The sequence below is a fragment of the Nonomuraea sp. NPDC049649 genome (genome assembly GCF_040675175.1).
In the GTDB taxonomy this organism is placed as follows: Bacteria; Actinomycetota; Actinomycetes; order Streptosporangiales; family Streptosporangiaceae; genus Nonomuraea.
Map to the genome: position 1 here is coordinate 1 of NZ_JBFAOH010000069.1, position 16,643 is coordinate 16,643.

At 68.5% G+C, this 16,643-nt stretch carries 16 protein-coding genes, 2 tRNA genes and 1 riboswitch; of the genes, 15 read left to right on the forward strand and 3 right to left on the reverse strand.

What is annotated here, in order from left to right:
- Positions 1-636 precede the first annotated feature (636 nt).
- Positions 637-798 (forward strand): hypothetical protein, encoded by a 162-nt coding sequence (locus AB0J42_RS36575; protein WP_364302962.1) that lies wholly within the window; start codon positions 637-639, stop codon positions 796-798.
- 54 nt (positions 799-852) lie between these two features.
- On the opposite strand, the gene AB0J42_RS36580 is transcribed toward AB0J42_RS36575, so the two are convergent.
- Positions 853-929 (reverse strand) — tRNA-Pro (locus tag AB0J42_RS36580).
- A gap of 91 nt (positions 930-1,020) precedes the next feature.
- Between AB0J42_RS36580 and AB0J42_RS36585 the strand changes: the two genes are divergently transcribed.
- From AB0J42_RS36585 to AB0J42_RS36600, 4 genes are all read left to right on the forward strand, one after another.
- Positions 1,021-1,094, forward strand: a tRNA-Gly gene (locus AB0J42_RS36585).
- 66 nt (positions 1,095-1,160) lie between these two features.
- Positions 1,161-1,805: a uridine kinase gene (locus AB0J42_RS36590; protein WP_364302964.1), complete on the forward strand. Its 645-nt coding sequence runs from the start codon at positions 1,161-1,163 to the stop codon at positions 1,803-1,805.
- Between the two features lie 5 nt (positions 1,806-1,810).
- Entirely contained in the window at positions 1,811-2,701 is an 891-nt protein-coding gene (locus tag AB0J42_RS36595; RefSeq protein ID WP_364302966.1) for an LLM class flavin-dependent oxidoreductase, read from the forward strand.
- 42 nt (positions 2,702-2,743) lie between these two features.
- Positions 2,744-4,054, forward strand: coding sequence for a TrpB-like pyridoxal phosphate-dependent enzyme (locus AB0J42_RS36600; RefSeq protein ID WP_364302968.1), 1,311 nt, complete (start codon positions 2,744-2,746; stop codon positions 4,052-4,054).
- 39 nt (positions 4,055-4,093) lie between these two features.
- On the opposite strand, the gene AB0J42_RS36605 is transcribed toward AB0J42_RS36600, so the two are convergent.
- Positions 4,094-4,219 (reverse strand): hypothetical protein, encoded by a 126-nt coding sequence (locus AB0J42_RS36605; protein ID WP_364302970.1) that lies wholly within the window; start codon positions 4,217-4,219, stop codon positions 4,094-4,096.
- Positions 4,220-4,304: 85 nt separating this feature from the next.
- On the opposite strand from AB0J42_RS36605, the gene AB0J42_RS36610 reads away from it, so the two are divergent.
- From AB0J42_RS36610 to AB0J42_RS36625, 4 genes are all read left to right on the forward strand, one after another.
- Positions 4,305-5,084 (forward strand): DeoR/GlpR family DNA-binding transcription regulator, encoded by a 780-nt coding sequence (locus AB0J42_RS36610; protein WP_364302972.1) that lies wholly within the window; start codon positions 4,305-4,307, stop codon positions 5,082-5,084.
- Positions 5,081-6,163: a galactose-1-phosphate uridylyltransferase gene (gene galT / locus AB0J42_RS36615; RefSeq protein ID WP_364302974.1), complete on the forward strand. Its 1,083-nt coding sequence runs from the start codon at positions 5,081-5,083 to the stop codon at positions 6,161-6,163. Before AB0J42_RS36610 ends, galT begins: the two co-directional genes overlap by 4 nt.
- A 71-nt stretch (positions 6,164-6,234) precedes the next feature.
- A riboswitch (cyclic di-AMP (ydaO/yuaA leader) is annotated at positions 6,235-6,373 on the forward strand.
- 36 nt (positions 6,374-6,409) lie between these two features.
- Complete coding sequence (locus AB0J42_RS36620; RefSeq protein WP_364302977.1) at positions 6,410-7,360, forward strand: hypothetical protein; 951 nt, start codon at positions 6,410-6,412, stop codon at positions 7,358-7,360.
- 47 nt (positions 7,361-7,407) lie between these two features.
- Entirely contained in the window at positions 7,408-7,557 is a 150-nt protein-coding gene (locus AB0J42_RS36625; RefSeq protein WP_364302979.1) for a hypothetical protein, read from the forward strand.
- A 5-nt stretch (positions 7,558-7,562) separates the two neighbouring features.
- On the opposite strand, the gene AB0J42_RS36630 is transcribed toward AB0J42_RS36625, so the two are convergent.
- Positions 7,563-8,039: an ATP-binding protein gene (locus AB0J42_RS36630; protein WP_364302982.1), complete on the reverse strand. Its 477-nt coding sequence runs from the start codon at positions 8,037-8,039 to the stop codon at positions 7,563-7,565.
- A gap of 234 nt (positions 8,040-8,273) precedes the next feature.
- Between AB0J42_RS36630 and AB0J42_RS36635 the strand changes: the two genes are divergently transcribed.
- The 6 genes from AB0J42_RS36635 (at position 8,274) to AB0J42_RS36660 (ending at position 16,228) form a co-directional block, all read left to right on the forward strand.
- Complete coding sequence (locus AB0J42_RS36635; RefSeq protein ID WP_364302984.1) at positions 8,274-9,140, forward strand: helix-turn-helix transcriptional regulator; 867 nt, start codon at positions 8,274-8,276, stop codon at positions 9,138-9,140.
- Positions 9,141-9,292: 152 nt separating this feature from the next.
- Positions 9,293-10,672 carry a trigger factor gene (gene tig / locus AB0J42_RS36640; protein WP_364302986.1) on the forward strand — a complete coding sequence of 460 codons (1,380 nt, stop codon included), beginning with the start codon at positions 9,293-9,295 and terminating at the stop codon, positions 10,670-10,672.
- Between the two features lie 182 nt (positions 10,673-10,854).
- Entirely contained in the window at positions 10,855-11,487 is a 633-nt protein-coding gene (locus AB0J42_RS36645) for an ATP-dependent Clp protease proteolytic subunit (RefSeq protein WP_364302988.1), read from the forward strand.
- Between the two features lie 12 nt (positions 11,488-11,499).
- Positions 11,500-12,123, forward strand: a complete 624-nt coding sequence (locus AB0J42_RS36650; RefSeq protein WP_364302990.1) for an ATP-dependent Clp protease proteolytic subunit — start codon at positions 11,500-11,502, stop codon at positions 12,121-12,123.
- Between the two features lie 176 nt (positions 12,124-12,299).
- A complete protein-coding gene (gene clpX / locus AB0J42_RS36655; RefSeq protein WP_364302993.1) occupies positions 12,300-13,583 on the forward strand; it encodes an ATP-dependent Clp protease ATP-binding subunit ClpX in 1,284 nt (427 codons plus the stop codon).
- An 80-nt stretch (positions 13,584-13,663) separates the two neighbouring features.
- A complete protein-coding gene (locus AB0J42_RS36660; protein WP_364302995.1) occupies positions 13,664-16,228 on the forward strand; it encodes a valine--tRNA ligase in 2,565 nt (854 codons plus the stop codon).
- The last annotated feature ends 415 nt before the right edge of the window (positions 16,229-16,643 follow it).

Genomic DNA, 16,643 nt, shown 5'->3' on the forward strand with positions numbered 1-16,643 from the left:
CCAGTCCTCCACCTTGATCACCCTCCAGAGTGAACTGCAAGGGGGGTCAGATTTCGGCCGTCGCCTGGGGGTCAGTATTCACGCGTCGTCGACACCGGTGCCTAGAACGGCCGGGGGAACCCGCAGAGTAGCCACTTGTCTGGACTGTCATGATTTGAAAGATCGGGTTCCCCTTGAGTGTTGGGGCATCGATGCAGCAGGGCGTGCCATCGCGGAACTGCTTCGAGACATCAATCCGGCTCGGTGCAGCAACCTGACTCGCGACCAGCTCCTGACAGCACCCTGGGAAGACCCGGCAGCCTTGGCGGAAACGACTATTGACGCGCGATGGGCCACCATGAGTCCACTGGCGCGGGTCATGTACGCAAAGATGCGGTCTCTTCACGAGATTTACCTATGTGACAGGGCGACACCCTGACCGCAAGTGAAGGTGTCCGCTGGAGCTGCCCACGGGCTCAGAGGCGTTTGATGGTGTGGGGGGAGCAGGGCGACGTGTCGTGCCCGGACGGCCTGGTCTTCGGGAACGCCCTTAGACGCCTCGGAACGTCCGCTGGCCTTCCGCAAACTCGTCAGCGATGCTCAGGGCTCGATCCGGCGCATTGGACGCCACAGGAGCTGCGCCACAGCTTCGTCTCGTTGCTTTCGGACAACGGCATCCCGCTTGAGGAGATCTCGCGGCTCGTCGGCCACAGCAGCACGGCCGTGACCGAGGCCGTCTACCGGAAGCAGATCCGGCCCGTACTCCAGGCCGGTGCCGTGGCCATGGACCGCATCTTCGAGGGCGGTTCGGAGCCTTAGTCACTCAGTTAGTCACGCAGAAGGCCCCTTCCGAATCGGGAGGGGCCTTTGAGCTGGTCGGGGCGACAGGATTTGAACCTGCGACTTCTTGCTCCCAAAGCAAGCGCGCTGCCAAGCTGCGCCACGCCCCGTAGCGTCGGGTACGCATGCACGCCGGGACTCCGGTACGCTTACGCCCTGACGACCGGATGCAGTCTAGACCAGACTGCGGCCGGTCCGCGCGCGGACGTAGCTCAATGGTAGAGCCCTAGTCTTCCAAACTAGCTACGCGGGTTCGATTCCCGTCGTCCGCTCCATATGGCGAAGGCCCAGGCCGGGGAGACGATCCCGGGCCTGGGCCTCGCTGTTCGTAGGCTCGGGTGATGCGGGTACGACCGATTTCGGGCGAGGCGCTGGCCGAGGAGCTCGCCGACAGGATCGCGGGGTGGCCGGGCGGGGCGTGGGTGCGGGTGGCCGTCGACGGGGCTGACGTGGCCCGGCCGGGTGAGCTGGCCGATCGGCTGGTCGCGCCGCTGCGGGTGCGGGGGCGTGAGGTGCTGCGGGTGTCGGCGGGTGATTTCCTGCGGCCGGCGTCGCTGCGGCTGGAGTTCGGGCGTACGGATCCGGACGTGTTCTACGACGAGTGGCTCGACACGAAAGCGCTGCTGCGCGAGGTGCTGGAGCCGCTGGAGCCGGGAGGGTCGGGCAGGGTGCTGCCGGCGCTGTGGGACAGCGCCGCCGACCGGTCCTTCCGGCTGCCGTACCGGACGCTGCCGCCTGGCGGGGTGCTGCTGCTCGACGGCCCGCTGCTGCTGGGCCGGGGGCTGCCTGTCGAGCTGGCCGTGCACGTGTGGCTGTCGGCGGGTGCGCTGGAGCGCCGTACGCCCGAGGAGGAGCGGTGGCGGTTGCCGGCGTTCGCGCGGTACGAGCGTGAGGTGCGCCCGCAGGAGGTGGCGGACGTGGTGGTGCGGGCGGATCACCCGGATCGGCTCGCGGTGGTCGAGGGCGGGCGGAACGCGGGTAGATGACGGCTATGAGTGATTACGGGCGTCCCCTGGAGTTCGGTTACTTTCTCGTGCCGTACGCGGATGATCCGCTGGTGGAGTACGCGGGGCTGGCCGACCGGCTGGGGCTGGACCTGATCGGCGTGCAGGACCATCCGTACCAGCGCCGCTACGTCGAGACGTGGACGCTGCTGAGCGTGATCGTCACCGCCACCGAGCAGGTGCGGGTCTTCCCGGACGTGGCCAGCCTGCCGATGCGGCAGCCCGCCGTGCTCGCCAAGGCGGCGGCCAGCCTCGACCTGCTCAGCGGCGGCCGGGTGGAGCTGGGGCTGGGCGCGGGCGCGTTCTGGGACGCGATCGAGGCGTACGGGGGAGCGCGGCGCACCCCGGGCGAGGCGATCGGCGCGCTGGAGGAGGCCGTGGCGGTCGTCAGGGCGATCTGGAGCGGCGAGCGCAACCTGCGGTTCGACGGCGAGCACTACCGGCTCAAGGGCGCCCAGGCGGGCCCGGAGCCCGCGCACCCGATGGAGATCTGGCTCGGCGTCGGCGGGCCGCGGGCGCTGGCGCTCACCGGCAGGGCGGCCGACGGGTGGTTGCCGTCCTCGACGTGGGCGCCGCCGGAGCGGCTGCCGGAGCTGCACGCGCGCATCGACGAGGCCGCCGAGGAGGCGGGCAGGAAGCCGCGGGACGTGCGCCGGCTCTACAACGTCAACGGCACGATCACCGGCGGCGCGAGCGAGGGCTTCCTCAAGGGCCCGGCGGACCAGTGGGTGGACGAGCTGACCGACCTGGCGGTGGGCTACGGGATGGACACGTTCATCCTGTGGCCGGAGGGCGACCAGCGGGAGCAGCTGACCAGGTTCGCCGAGGAGGTCGTGCCGGAGGTGCGCCGCCTGGTGGCGGCCGAGCGCGCCGGCTGACAAGACTGGATTCGTGACCGGCGGCGAGAGCACACTGGAACGATGATCCCGAGCAACTGGTACAACATCGTTCCCGATCTGCCCGCGCCGCCGCCTCCGCCGCTCCACCCGGCGACGCGGGAGCCGATCGGTCCCGATGACCTGGCGCCGCTGTTCCCGATGGAGCTCATCGGTCAGGAGGTCAGCCAGGAGCGGTTCGTGCCCATCCCACAGGAGGTGCTCGACGTCTACCGGCTGTGGCGGCCGACCCCGCTGATGCGGGCCCGCAGGCTGGAGAAGTCGCTGGGCACGCCGGCCCGCATCTACTACAAGTACGAGGGCGTCTCCCCGGCCGGTTCGCACAAGCCGAACACGGCCGTCCCTCAGGCGTACTACAACGCCAAGGAGGGCGTCCGCAGGCTCACCACCGAGACGGGCGCCGGTCAGTGGGGCAGCTCGCTGGCCTTCGCCTGCGCCCAGTTCGGCCTGGAGTGCGAGATCTGGATGGTGCGCGCCTCGTACGACCAGAAGCCGTACCGTTCGGGGCTGATGCGGGTGTACGGGGCGACCGTGCACGCGAGCCCGTCACCCGTGACGCAGGCCGGCAGCAAGGTGCTGGCCGGAAACCCGGATTCGCCGGGCAGCCTGGGTATCGCGATCAGCGAGGCGGTCGAGGCCGCCGCGTCGGCCGACGACACCCGCTACGCGCTCGGGTCGGTGCTCAACCACGTCCTGCTGCACCAGACGGTGATCGGCGAGGAGGCGCTGGCGCAGCTGGAGGAGATGCCGGACGTGATCGTCGGCTGCACCGGCGGCGGCTCGAACTTCGGCGGCCTGGTCTTCCCGTTCCTGCGCGAGAAGCTGGCGGGGAAGATCGACCCGGTCATCCGGGCGGTCGAGCCGGAGGCGTGCCCGTCGTTCACCCGCGGCCGCTACGCCTACGACTTCGGCGACACGGCGGGACTCACCCCGCTGATGAAGATGCACACGCTCGGCCACGACTTCGTGCCGGACCCGATCCACGCGGGCGGGCTGCGATATCACGGCATGTCGCCGCTGCTGTCGCACATGTACGAGCTGGGCATGTTCGAGGCGGTCACCCGCTCGCAGACGGAGTGCTTCGAGGCGGGGGTCCGTTTCGCCAGGACCGAGGGCATCCTGCCCGCGCCGGAGCCGACGCACGCGCTGGCCGAGACCATCGCGGAGGCGCTGCGCTGCAAGGAGAGCGGTGAGGAGAAGGTGATCCTGACGGCGCTCTGCGGGCACGGCCACTTCGACCTGTCGGCGTACGAGCGTTACCTGTCGGGCGAGATGGAGGACTTCGCGCTGCCGCAGGAGCGCATCGACGAGGCCCTGGACGGCCTGCCGGTGTGAGTGAGGACGCGCCGCCCGCGCCGCGGGCGGCGCGTTCCGTCAGTTGGCGTTGGGGCGCTTGCCGTGGTTGGCCTTCTTCTTCTTGCGTGCTTTCGCTTTGCGGGCGCGCTTGGCCATCCGCTCATCCTCTCGAAGGTCGGTGTACGGGGTCGGACGGAACGTCAATCCCCATCGGACCTCCGGAACAACCTCACAATCCTCAACATTTTCATGTCATAATTTGGTGGAATCTGTTGGAAGGGGTGGGGGAGTGCTCGCACAGCAGCGTCAGCAGGCGATCCTCGAACGCGTGCGCAGCCAGGGTGCTGTCCGGGTGGCCGACCTCGTACGCGAGCTCGGCGTCTCCGACATGACCATCCGCCGCGACCTCGAGGTGCTCGCCGACCGGGGGCTGCTGGAGAAGGTGCACGGCGGCGCCACCGCGATCGGCCCCGGCTCCACCGAGGAGCCCGGCTTCACCGCCAAGTCGGCCAGGCAGCAGCAGGAGAAGGAGGTGATCGCGCGCCGCGCGGCCCAGCTCGTGCGCCCCGGCACCGCGGTCGCCCTGTCGGCCGGCACCACCACGTGGCAGCTGGCGCACCACCTCATCGGCGTGCCCGAGCTCACCGTGATCACCAACTCGATCCCGGTCGCCGAGGTCTTCCACCGCAACCCCCGCGCCGACCGCACGGTCGTGCTCACGGGCGGCGTGCGCACGCCCTCCGACGCGCTCGTCGGCCCGGTCGCGGTGGCCGCGATCCGCCGCCTGCACGTCGACACGCTCTTCCTCGGCGTGCACGGCATGAGCGTGCGCGCCGGATTCACCACACCGAACCTGCTGGAGTCCGAGACCGACCGGGAGCTGATCGCCGCCGCGAGCCGGCTCGTGGTGCCGGCCGACCACACCAAGTGGAACACCGTCGGCATCAGCACCATCGCCGAGCTGTCGGAGGCCGACGTGGTGATCAGCGACGCGGGGCTGCCGGAGGAGGCGCGCAGGGAGCTGGCCGACAGGGCCGGAGAATTGATCATCACGGAGGGGGCGGCGTGAAGCGAACCATCACCCAGCTGGCCGACGGCCGGGACATCATCTACTTCGACCGCGACGACGGCGCCGACCGCGGCGCGGTCGACAAGCGGCCGCTCGACCCCCGGCCGCCGGCGTCGGAGCTGCGCTACGACCCGCTGACGGAGGAGTGGATCGCGATCGCCGGTCACCGGCAGACCCGGACGTTCCTGCCGCCGCCCGACGAGTGCCCGCTCTGCCCGTCGACGGACACGCGGGCGTCGGAGATTCCGGCGTACGACTACGACGTGGTGGTGTTCGAGAACCGCTTCCCCTCCTTCTCCGGAAATTTCGGGACTTATGAGGATGTCGGCGGCCTGAGCGAGGTCCGCCCCGGTGTGGGGCGGTGCGAGGTGGTCTGCTTCACCTCGGCACACGACTCGTCGTTCTCCCAGCTCTCCGACGACCAGGTGGAGCTGGTCATGGAGGCCTGGGCCGACCGTACGGCCGAGCTGTCCGCGCTGGAGGGCGTCGAGCAGGTCTTCTGCTTCGAGAACCGGGGCGAGGAGATCGGCATCACGCTCTTCCACCCCCACGGGCAGATCTACGCGTACCCGTACGTGACGCCCCGCACCAAGCTGCAGCTCGGCGCGGCGCGGCGGTACGCCGGGCGTAAGCCGGGGCGCAACCTGTTCGCGGACGTGCTGGCCGCCGAGCGGGAGGCCGGGGAGCGGGTGGTGGCGGCCAACGAGCTGTGGACGGCGTTCGTGCCGGCGGCCGCGCGCTGGCCGTTCGAGGTGCACCTCTACCCGCACCGGCAGGTGCCCGACCTGGCCGCGCTGACCGGGGCCGAGCGTGCCGCGTTCGCCCCGCTCTACACCTCGGTGCTGCGCGCCCTGGACGGCCTGTTCGGGGTGCCCATGCCGTACATCTCGGCCTGGCACCAGGCGCCGGTCCGGCAGGACCGCGAGCTGGCCTACCTGCACCTGGAGCTGTTCAGCATCCGGCGGGCGCCGGGCAAGCTGAAGTATCTGGCGGGCTCGGAGTCGGCCATGGGCGCGTTCGTCAACGACGTGCTGCCGGAGGAGGCCGCGCGCATGATTCGATCACAGGTAGATCACTAAAAGATTTCCATTTAGGTGGCATTACTCGTGATCTACCACTACTATCCCTTTCCAGCACGGCCTTAATCCGCCGTGCGGACATGCCTAATCCCGGGCGAGTGGCCCGGGAGCCGGGGACCCACCGCACCTGGGGTGAATCCACTTCGGTGGTAGGGAGCGCTCCCGTGCCCGAACCCGTCAGCTAACCCGGCAGGCAGAGGGAGAGGACCTTATTACGTGGCGGCAGCGTCCCCCGCGCACCGTGCCATGGGTTGGATCACCGCTGCGGCGGTGATGTTCACCCCATTCCTGACGACGTTCGTGACGGCGGCGCCCGCCGCCGCGGAGCCCAAGCCCACCGAGGCGCAGCTCCGCAAAGAGCTGAAGCAGCTCAACACGAAAGTCGACAAGCTGATCGAGCGCTACAACCTCAAGCGCGTCGAGCTGGCCGAGGCCCGCAAGAAGGCCGAGGCGGCCGAGGAGCGGCTGGCCACGGCCGAGAAGACGCTCGCCGCCGCCGAGGACCGGGTGGCCGAGCTGGCCCAGCTCCAGTACCAGAACGGCGGAGGCATGCGGCTTCCCAGCATGATGACGCTGCCCGACGGGCGCAGCGTCGCCCTGCTGGAGCAGCTCACCGCCGAGCAGCAGGCCCAGGTCGCCAAGGTGGCCAAGGCCCGCGACGAGCGCAAGAGGGCGGCCGACGAGGCCGCGGCGCTGGCCGAGGAGATCGCGGCCGACGCCGCCGAGGTGGCCGGTCAGCGCAAGGAGGCCGAGGGCGTCATCAAGGACATCCAGAAGAAACTGGAGGACCTGGTGCCGTTCGCCACCGGCCGCCGCTCCGACGGCACCTGGGCGCCGCAGCTCCCGTCAGGCCCCGACAACATCACGCCGCGCACCCGGCTGATGAAGACCGAGATCGCCAAGAACTTCGCCCTGCCGTACACCGTGGGCTGCTTCCGGTCCGGATCGAGCGGCGAGCACCCGCTGGGCCGGGCCTGTGACTTCATGATGAGCGTCGGCGGCACCATGCCGACGCCGGCCAACTCGGCGCTCGGCGACCGCATCGCCGACTGGGCCATCAAGAACCGCGCCAAGCTGGGCGTGAAGTACGTGATCTGGAAGCAGCGCATCAACCACGGCTCGGGCTGGCGCGGCATGTCCGACCGCGGCAGCATCACCGAGAACCACTACGACCACGTCCACATCTCGATGCACTGACGTGGCGGCCTACCCGCCCGTTCCGGGCCATACGGCACAATGCCCCTGTGAAGACCTCTTCGCTCGCCGCGGGCGCGGCCGTGGTGTTCGTGGTGACCGCGTTCGTCGTGGACGGGCGAGGGCTGGTGGCGTTCCTCTGCGTGATGGCGCTGCTCTGCCTGGCCGCGTCGTTCTTCCTGGACCGCCGCGGCTCCTGACCCCGTCAGGCGCCGGCGTGGAAGAGCGCCCAGACGGCCTTGCCGCCGCGCGCCAGCGGGTCCCAGCCCCAGCACTGGCTGTAGGTCTCCACGATGTAGAGCCCGCGGCCGTTCTCGGAGATGAAGTCGGGCTCCTTGCGCCGCGGCACGTCGTCGCTGGGGTCGGTGACGGCCAGCAGCACGTGGGGGTCCACCCGCATCAGCAGCAGGGTGATCTCGTGCGCGCCGTGCGCGTACACGCCGTATCTGACGGCGTTCGTCACCAGCTCGGAGACCACCAGGGCCGCGTCGTCGCCCAGCTCTGACAGACCCCAGCGGTCGAGCGTCGAACGGGTGACGTCCCTGGCCGTCTTGACCGAGTCGGCCTGAAAGGGGAGGGGACACGCGGTGGTGTACGGCTTGGCCGAAGTGAGCAACTGGTCGAAGCCCATCTCACGCTTGATCTGAAGACAGTCGGCCACGGCCAGAGGGTCCTCCACCATCCCGCCGTAACCTCCCAGTTGCCATCGCCCTAGTGCAAGTTTTGCCCAGAATGCACTAAGCCATCATGGGTCACGAGCGGGGGCCGCTGCAAGACCCGAATGCACGTGCAGGTGCAATGTGCACCAGCATGGGGGGTGGTCGCGCGGAGTTCCAAATCGGACACCGGGCTGAGACCTTGTCATACCAGGCGATGTGGTGTCACTGTGTGGGGCGGACGCTTGATAGGAGGCAGAGTGACGCAGAACCAACCGGGTTCCGGCCCTACGGCGCTGCGCATCCTTCTGGGCTCCCAACTCCGCAGACTGAGGGAGAGCAAGGGCGTCAGCCGCGAGGAGGCGGGGCACCTCATCAGGGGCTCCGAGTCCAAGATCAGCCGCATGGAGCTCGGCCGGGTCGGCTTCAAGGAGCGGGACGTCGCGGATCTGCTGACGCTGTACGGGGTCACCGACGACGAGGCGCGCGAGGCCGTGCTCGACCTGGTGGCCAGCGCGAACGAGCCCGGCTGGTGGCACCGCTTCAACGACATCCTCCCCACCTGGTTCCAGGCGTACGTCGGCCTCGAGGAGGCCGCCACCCGGATCAGGACGTACGAGGTCCAGTTCGTCCCGGGGCTGCTGCAGACCAAGGAGTACGCGCGCGCGGTCGTCACGGCCGGATCGGCCGGGCTCTCGCCCGAGGAGATCTCCCGCCGGGTCGACCTGCGGCTGGAGCGCCAGCGGATGTTCGACAGGCCCGACAGTCCCGTCTTCTGGGCGGTGATCGACGAGGCCGCGCTGCGCCGGCCCATCGGCGGCGCCGAGGTGATGCGGGCCCAGATCGAGCACCTGATCGACCTCATGCGCCAGCCGAGCATCACGATCCAGGTCATGCCGTTCAGCTTCGGCGGGCACAGCGCGGAAGGCGGCGCGTTCACCATCCTGCGCTTCGCGGACACCGAGCTGCCCGACGTGATCTACGTCGAACAGCTCGCCAGCGCTCTCTACCTGGACAAGCGCGAGGACGTAGATCGCTACACGGAGGTCATGGAGCGGCTGTGCGCCGTCAGCACCACACCTGACGAGACGGTGGAGCTGCTACGCGCCATCGCGGATGAGTTCTGAGAGCTACCGCGTCTGCCCTAGACTGACCGTTGGCGCTTGGAGCCGCCGTAGCGGAGCATGCCCCAGCGTCGATTACGTGGGCGCGGCGCGCGAGCCGTACCGAAATGGACGTGCCCGCGAACACTCTGAAGTTTGATCAAGGAGACCACCCCGTGAAGACCGCTGTCGAGGAGCTCAGCCCGACCAGGGTGAAGCTCACTGTCGAGGTGCCGTTCGACGAGCTGCGCCCGAGCATGGATGCGGCATACAAGAAGGTCGCGCAGCAGGTACGGGTCCCCGGGTTCCGCCCTGGCAAGGTCCCGGCGCGCATCATCGAGCAGCGCTTCGGCCGGGCGGTGGTGCTGGAGGAGACCCTCAACGAAGCGGTGCCGAAGCTCTACGGCCAGGCCGTCGACGAGGTCGACGTGTTCCCGGTCAGCCAGCCCGACATCGAGGTCACGAAGATCGAGGACGGTGAGCAGATCGAGTTCACCGCCGAGGTCGACATCCGTCCCAACTTCGACGTGCCCGAGTACGAAGGCGTCGAGATCACGGTGGACTCCGCCACGGTCACCGACGCCGACGTCGACGCCCAGCTCGACGCGCTGCGCCAGCGCTTCGCCACGCTGACCGGCGTCGAGCGCGCGGCCGCCGCCGGCGACTACGTCGTCATGGACCTGCGGGCCGAGATCGACGGCGAGAACATCGAGGAGCAGCAGGCCAGCGAGGTCTCCTACGAGGTCGGCGCCGGCTCGATCCTCCAGGGCCTCGACGACGCGCTCGTGGGCATGTCCGCGGGCGAGGAGAAGACCTTCCGCACCGAGCTCGTCGGGGGTGAGAACGCCGGCCAGGAGGCCGACGTCATCATCAACGTCAAGTCGGTCAAGGAGAAGGTGCTGCCGGAGCTCGACGACGAGTTCGCCCAGCTCGCCAGCGAGTTCGACACGCTGGAGGAGCTCAAGGGCAGCCTGCGCGAGCAGGTCCGCCGCACCAAGCTCATCGACCAGGTGATGCAGGCCCGCGAGAAGGCCCTCGACACGCTCCTGGAGAAGATCGACATCCCGATCCCCGAGAGCGCGCTCAAGGCCGAGATCGACGCCCGCAAGCACAACCTCGACCACCAGGTCGCCGAGAGCGGCCTGAGCCGCGACGCCTACTTCCGCCTCTACCAGACGACGGAGGAGGAGCGCTTCGCCGAGTTCGAGACCACCTCGGCCCGCGCCATCAAGGTCGGCTTCGTGCTCGACAAGATCGTCAAGGCCGAGGAGCTCGGCGTCTCCGAGCAGGAGCTGACCAACTTCGTGGTCCGCCGCGCCATGGAGATGGGCGTCCAGCCCAACCAGCTGGCCCAGCACCTCGCCGACAACGACCAGCTCACGCTGGCCATGGTCGAGATCGTCCGCGACAAGGCGAAAGCGGTGCTCGCCGACTCCGCCAAGGTCGTCGACACCGAGGGCAACGAGGTCGACCTCAAGGCCATCTACACCGAGATCAACGGTGAAGAGGTCGTCGAGGAGCCCGCGGAGTCCGAGGAGCAGAAGGCCGAGGCCTGATCACTCCCACGCTCGTCCGGAGCCCCCGACCGGCCCGATGCTGCGGGCCGGCCGGGGGCTTCACGCGTACCTGAGGCATGCGCCGTCAGCGAACAGCCCGGGGACCGGGCATGACCTGTAGGCGGCGCGCGTTAGGGTCACAAGCAAAGCCCATCGATTACGACGCATCGGAAGGTGAAGCTGTGAGCAGCCCGCCGACCTTCTTCCAGCCTGAGTCGCGAGGCCGTGAAAACGGCGCGGCCTTCCGGCTTGAGGATCAGCTTTACCAGCGCCTGCTGCGCGAGCGGATCATCGTGCTCGGCCAGGAGGTCAACGACGAGATCGCCAACCGGATCTGCGCCGAGCTGCTGCTCCTGGCCGCCGACGACCCGGAGCGCGACATCACTCTCTACATCAACTCGCCGGGCGGCTCGGTCAGTGCCGGCATGGCGATCTACGACATGATGGAATATGTGCCCAACGACGTGTCCACCGTCGTCATGGGCCTGGCCGCCTCGATGGGGCAGTTCCTGTTGTCGGCCGGGGCCCAGGGCAAGCGCTACGCGCTGCCCCACGCCCGGGTCATGATGCACCAGCCCTCGGGCGGCATCGGCGGCACCGCGGCCGACATCGCCATCCAGGCCGAGCAGATGCTCTACGTGAAGAAGATGCTGGCCGAGCGGATCGCCGCCCACACCGGGCAGCCGCTCGAGGTCATCGAGCGCGACTCCGATCGCGACCGCTGGTTCACGGCCGACGAGGCCAAGGACTACGGCTTCATCGACCACGTCGTGCGCAGCGCCCGGCAGGTGCCCTCACAGGGCCCGGTCTCCTAGGGGGAGCTGAAGTTGAACATCGAAAGCCGCTACGTTCTCCCCTCCTTCGTCGAGCGCACGTCGTACGGCGTGAAGGAGATGAACCCGTACAACAAGCTCTTCGAGGACCGCATCATCTTCCTCGGAGTGCAGATCGACGACGCGTCGGCCAACGACGTGATGGCCCAGCTGCTGACGCTGGAGTCGCTCGATCCCGACCGCGACATCAGCATCTACATCAACTCGCCCGGCGGGTCGTTCACGGCCATGACGGCGATCTACGACACGATGCAGTTCGTCCGGCCGGAGATCCAGACCGTCTGCCTCGGCCAGGCCGCGTCCGCCGCGGCCGTGCTGCTGGCCGGCGGCACGCCGGGCAAGCGGTTCGCGCTGCCCAACGCCCGGATGCTGATCCACCAGCCGTCCACCGAGGGCGGCGGCCAGGGAAGCGACATCGAGATCCAGGCCAGAGAGATCCTCCGCATGCGCACGCTCCTCGAGGAGATCGTGGCCCGACATGCCGGAAAGAGCGCCGACGAGGTCCGCAAGGACATCGAACGCGACAAAATTCTCAACGCCGAAGAAGCAAAGGCGTATGGTCTGATCGATGACATCATCCCGTCGAGGAAGAAGCGAGCTCAGCCCGTCGCTTCCTAGACGAGACGTGAAGCACCGGAGCGCTGCCCGAGAGGGCACGTTCCGGTGCGACTCGCCGCTAGGGGGCTCACTGAGGGCCCAGAAGACGGTAACGTCGAAACCTGAGCGGTTCGGACCGGGTCCGGAGGACACGGATCGCGGAGAGCAGGGCGGTCCCACGCAAAGGAGTATCTGGGGTGGCACGCATCGGCGACGGGGGAGACCTGCTGAAGTGCTCGTTCTGTGGAAAGAGCCAGAAGCAAGTCAAGAAGCTCATTGCCGGTCCAGGCGTCTACATCTGCGATGAGTGCATCGATCTCTGCAACGAGATCATCGAGGAGGAGCTCTCCGAGTCCTCCGAGCTCAAGTGGGACAACCTGCCCAAGCCGAGGGAGATCTACGAGTTCCTCGACGCCTACGTCATCGGTCAGGACAAGGCGAAGAAGGCGCTCTCGGTGGCGGTCTACAACCACTACAAGCGGGTGCAGTCCGGCGACCGGGGCAGAGACGACGGCCTTGAGCTGGCCAAGAGCAACATCCTGCTGCTGGGCCCCACGGGCTCGGGCAAGACGCTCCTGGCGCAGACCCTGGCGAAGATGCTCAACGTGCCCTTCGCCATCGCCGACGCCACGGCCCTCACCGAGGCCGGCTACGTCGGCGAGGATGTCGAGAACATCCTGCTCAAGCTCATCCAGGCCGCCGACTACGACGTCAAGAAGGCCGAGACCGGCATCATCTACATCGACGAGGTCGACAAGATCGCCCGCAAGAGCGAGAACCCGTCGATAACCCGCGACGTCTCCGGTGAAGGCGTCCAGCAGGCACTCCTGAAGATCCTCGAAGGCACCACGGCCTCGGTGCCCCCGCAGGGCGGCCGCAAGCACCCGCACCAGGAGTTCATCCAGATCGACACCACGAACGTGCTGTTCATCTGCGGCGGCGCGTTCGCCGGCCTCGAAAAGATCATCGAATCGCGGGTCGGCCAGAAGGGCATCGGCTTCAACGCCATCATCCGGTCCAAGGAAGAGGCCGACTCGGCCGACATCTTCGGCGACGTGATGCCCGAGGACCTGCTGAAGTTCGGCATGATCCCCGAGTTCGTCGGCCGGCTGCCGGTCATCACCTCGGTCCACAACCTCGACCGCGAGGCCCTCATCCAGATCCTCACCGAGCCGCGCAACGCCCTGGTCAAGCAGTACCGCAAGCTGCTCGAGCTCGACGGCGTGGAGCTGGAGTTCACCGACGGCGCCCTGGAGGCCATCGCCGACCAGGCGATCCTGCGCGGCACCGGCGCCCGCGGCCTGCGCGCCATCCTGGAGGAGGTGCTCCAGTCCGTCATGTACGAGGTGCCCTCCAGACAGGACGTAGCCCGCGTAGTCATCACCCGCGAATCCGTACTCGAACACGCGATCCCGACCCTCGTACCCCGCGACCAGCTAGCCGCCAAGCAGCAGCGCACTCCACGCGAGAAGTCGGCCTAAGGCCCCCGAGCCAAGGCCAGCGCCCCGTGGAGACCCTCCATGGGGCGTTTCCCTTTCCCGTCTCCCTAGAATTGGTCACCGTGACAACGCCAGAGCTGCCCACCCAGTACACCCCGGCCGACGTCGAGACCCGCAGCTACGAGCGCTGGGTATCCGAAGGCTACTTCCAAGCCGACCCGGGCAGCTCGCGCACGCCTTACAGCATCGTCCTGCCGCCGCCCAACGTCACCGGGTCGCTCCACATCGGCCACGCGCTCGACCACACCATCCAGGACGCCCTGACCCGGCGCGCCCGGATGCTCGGCCACGAGACGCTCTGGCTGCCCGGCATGGACCACGCCGGCATCGCCACCCAGAACGTCGTCGAGCGCGAGCTCGCCAAGGAGGGCCTGTCCCGCCACGACCTGGGCCGCGAGGCGTTCGTCCAGCGCGTCTGGGAGTGGAAGGAAGAGTCCGGCGGCAAGATCCTCGGCCAGATGCGCAAGCTCGGCGACAGCGTCGACTGGTCGCGCGAGCGCTTCACCATGGACGAGGGCCTCTCGCGGGCCGTCCTCACCATGTTCAAGAAGCTCTACGACGACGGGCTGATCTACCGCGCCGAGCGCATCATCAACTGGTGCCCGCGCTGCCTGACCGCCCTGTCCGACATCGAGGTGGAGCACAGCGAGGACGAGGGCGAGCTGGTCTCGATCCGCTACTCCGACGAGATCGTGGTCGCCACCACCCGGGCCGAGACCATGCTCGGCGACACCGCGGTGGCCGTCCACCCGTCCGACGAGCGCTACGCGCACCTCGTCGGCACCACCGTCGAGCTGCCGCTGACCGGCCGCCGCATCCCGATCGTGGCCGACGAGCACGTCGACCCGGAGTTCGGCACCGGCGCCGTCAAGGTGACCCCGGCCCACGACCCCAACGACTTCGAGATCGGCCGCCGCCACTCGCTGCCGTCCATGACCGTCATGGACGAGCGCGGCGTCATCACCGCCCACGGCCCGTTCGAGGGCCTCGACCGGTTCGAGGCGCGCCCGGCCGTCGTCGCCGCGCTGCGCGCCGAGGGGCGCATCGTCGAGGAGAAGCGCCCGTACCTCCACTCGGTCGGCCACTGCTCGCGCTGCAAGACCGTGATCGAGCCGCGGCTGTCCCTGCAGTGGTTCGTGAACGTGGGCCCGCTGGCCAAGGAGGCCGGCGACGCCGTGCGCGACGGCCGCACGCGCATCCACCCGCCGGAGATGGCCAAGCGCTACTTCGACTGGGTCGACGACATGCACGACTGGTGCATCTCGCGCCAGCTGTGGTGGGGCCACCGCATCCCGGTCTGGTACGGGCCGAACGGCGAGGTCGTCTGCGTCGGCCCCGACGAGACGCCGCCGGAGGGCTACGTCCAGGACCCGGACGTGCTCGACACCTGGTTCTCCTCCGGGCTCTGGCCGTTCTCGACGCTGGGCTGGCCCGAGCGCACGCCCGAGCTCGAACGCTTCTACCCGACCTCGGTCCTGGTCACGGGCTACGACATCCTGTTCTTCTGGGTCGCCCGGATGATGATGTTCGGCCTGTACGCGATGGACGGCGAGCCGCCGTTCCGCGTGGTGGCCCTGCACGGCATGGTCCGCGACCAGCACGGCAAGAAGATGTCCAAGTCGTTCGGCAACGTCGTCGACCCGCTCGACTGGATCGAGCGCTTCGGCGCCGACGCCACCCGCTTCACGCTGCTGCGCGGCGCCAACCCGGGTGCCGACGTGGCCATCAGCGAGGAGTGGGCGGCCGGTTCGCGTAATTTCTGCAACAAGATCTGGAACGCGACCCGGTTCGCGCTGATGAACGGCGCGGCCGTCGGCTCCCTCGACGGCGCCGAGCTCACCGCCGCCGACCGGTGGATCCTGTCGAGGCTGCAGAACGTCATCGCCGCGACCGACGCGGCCCTGGACGACTTCGAGTTCGCCAAGGCCTCCGAGCTGCTCTACCACTTCGCGTGGGACGAGGTCTGCGACTGGTACCTGGAGCTGGCCAAGATCCAGCTCGCCGAGGGCCTCGGCCACACCCGCCTGGTGCTGGGCCATGTGCTCGACGCGCTGCTGCGGCTGCTCCACCCGCTGGTGCCGTTCGTCACCGAGGAGCTGTGGCGGGCGCTGACCGGCGCCGAGTCGATCGTCGTGGCCGCCTGGCCGGAGGTGGACTCGCGCTACACCGACCCGCAGGCGGAGGCGGAGATCGCCACCCTCCAGGAGGTCGTCACGGAGGTCCGCAGGTTCCGTTCCGACCAGGGGCTCAAGCCCGGCCAGAAGGTGGCGGCCAGGCTCGCACTGGCCGGCAGCGCGGTGGAGCGGCAGGAGCCGGCGATCCGCTCGCTGCTGCGCCTCACCGAACCGTCCGAGACGTTCTCGGCGACGGCCCGGCTGACCGTCCGCGGGGTGACCGTGGAGATCGACACGGCCGGCGCCATCGACGTGGCGGCCGAGCGCAAGCGCCTGGAGAAGGACCTCGCCGCCGCCCGCAAGGAGGCCGCCCAGGCGGCCGCCAAGCTGGGCAACGAGCAGTTCACGGCCAAGGCGCCCGCCCAGGTCGTGGCCAAGGTGCGGGCCCGCGCCGACCAGGCCGCCGCCGACATCGCGCGCCTGGAGGAGCAGCTCGCCGCCCTCCGGGTTTGAGCGGTACGGACGGTGGGAATGCCTATTCGTTACCGAGATCGGGCCTTCGGGGCTCCGAGGGGCTGCTAGAGTTTTCAGTGCGGGGCGGATCTCGCCCCCACATCCCTGCAGACGAGTCCGGCTTCCGGTTCTGGATCAGTGCGCGTCATTGGACAGAGGCCGAAGGTTCGGGTAAGTTCGAAGGGTTGCCTCGGAAGGGGCGTCCGGAATCTACCGGAATCGGGCGGTTTGACGAGAAACGTCCGGTCTGGTAAAGTTCGGGAGACGAAACGTATGGAGCGCCTCCACGGAGAGGTCCGCGAGACGGATCTTGACGGGATGTACGCGTCCGTTTCTTGAGAACTCAACAGTGTGTTAAAAGCCAGTGCATGATGCACAACCCCGTCATTTTTGACGGATTCTTATGGTTGGGATT

Excerpts from the sequence above, each read along its gene's own strand:
- AB0J42_RS36590 (WP_364302964.1), top strand. The coding sequence starts at position 1,161 with ATGCGGGTACGACCGATTTCGGGCGAGGCGCTGGCCGAGGAGCTCGCC.
- AB0J42_RS36630 (WP_364302982.1), bottom strand. The coding sequence starts at position 8,039 with ATGGTGGAGGACCCTCTGGCCGTGGCCGACTGTCTTCAGATCAAGCGT.
- AB0J42_RS36600 (WP_364302968.1), top strand. The coding sequence starts at position 2,744 with ATGATCCCGAGCAACTGGTACAACATCGTTCCCGATCTGCCCGCGCCG.
- AB0J42_RS36620 (WP_364302977.1), top strand. The coding sequence starts at position 6,410 with ATGGGTTGGATCACCGCTGCGGCGGTGATGTTCACCCCATTCCTGACG.
- AB0J42_RS36595 (WP_364302966.1), top strand. The coding sequence starts at position 1,811 with ATGAGTGATTACGGGCGTCCCCTGGAGTTCGGTTACTTTCTCGTGCCG.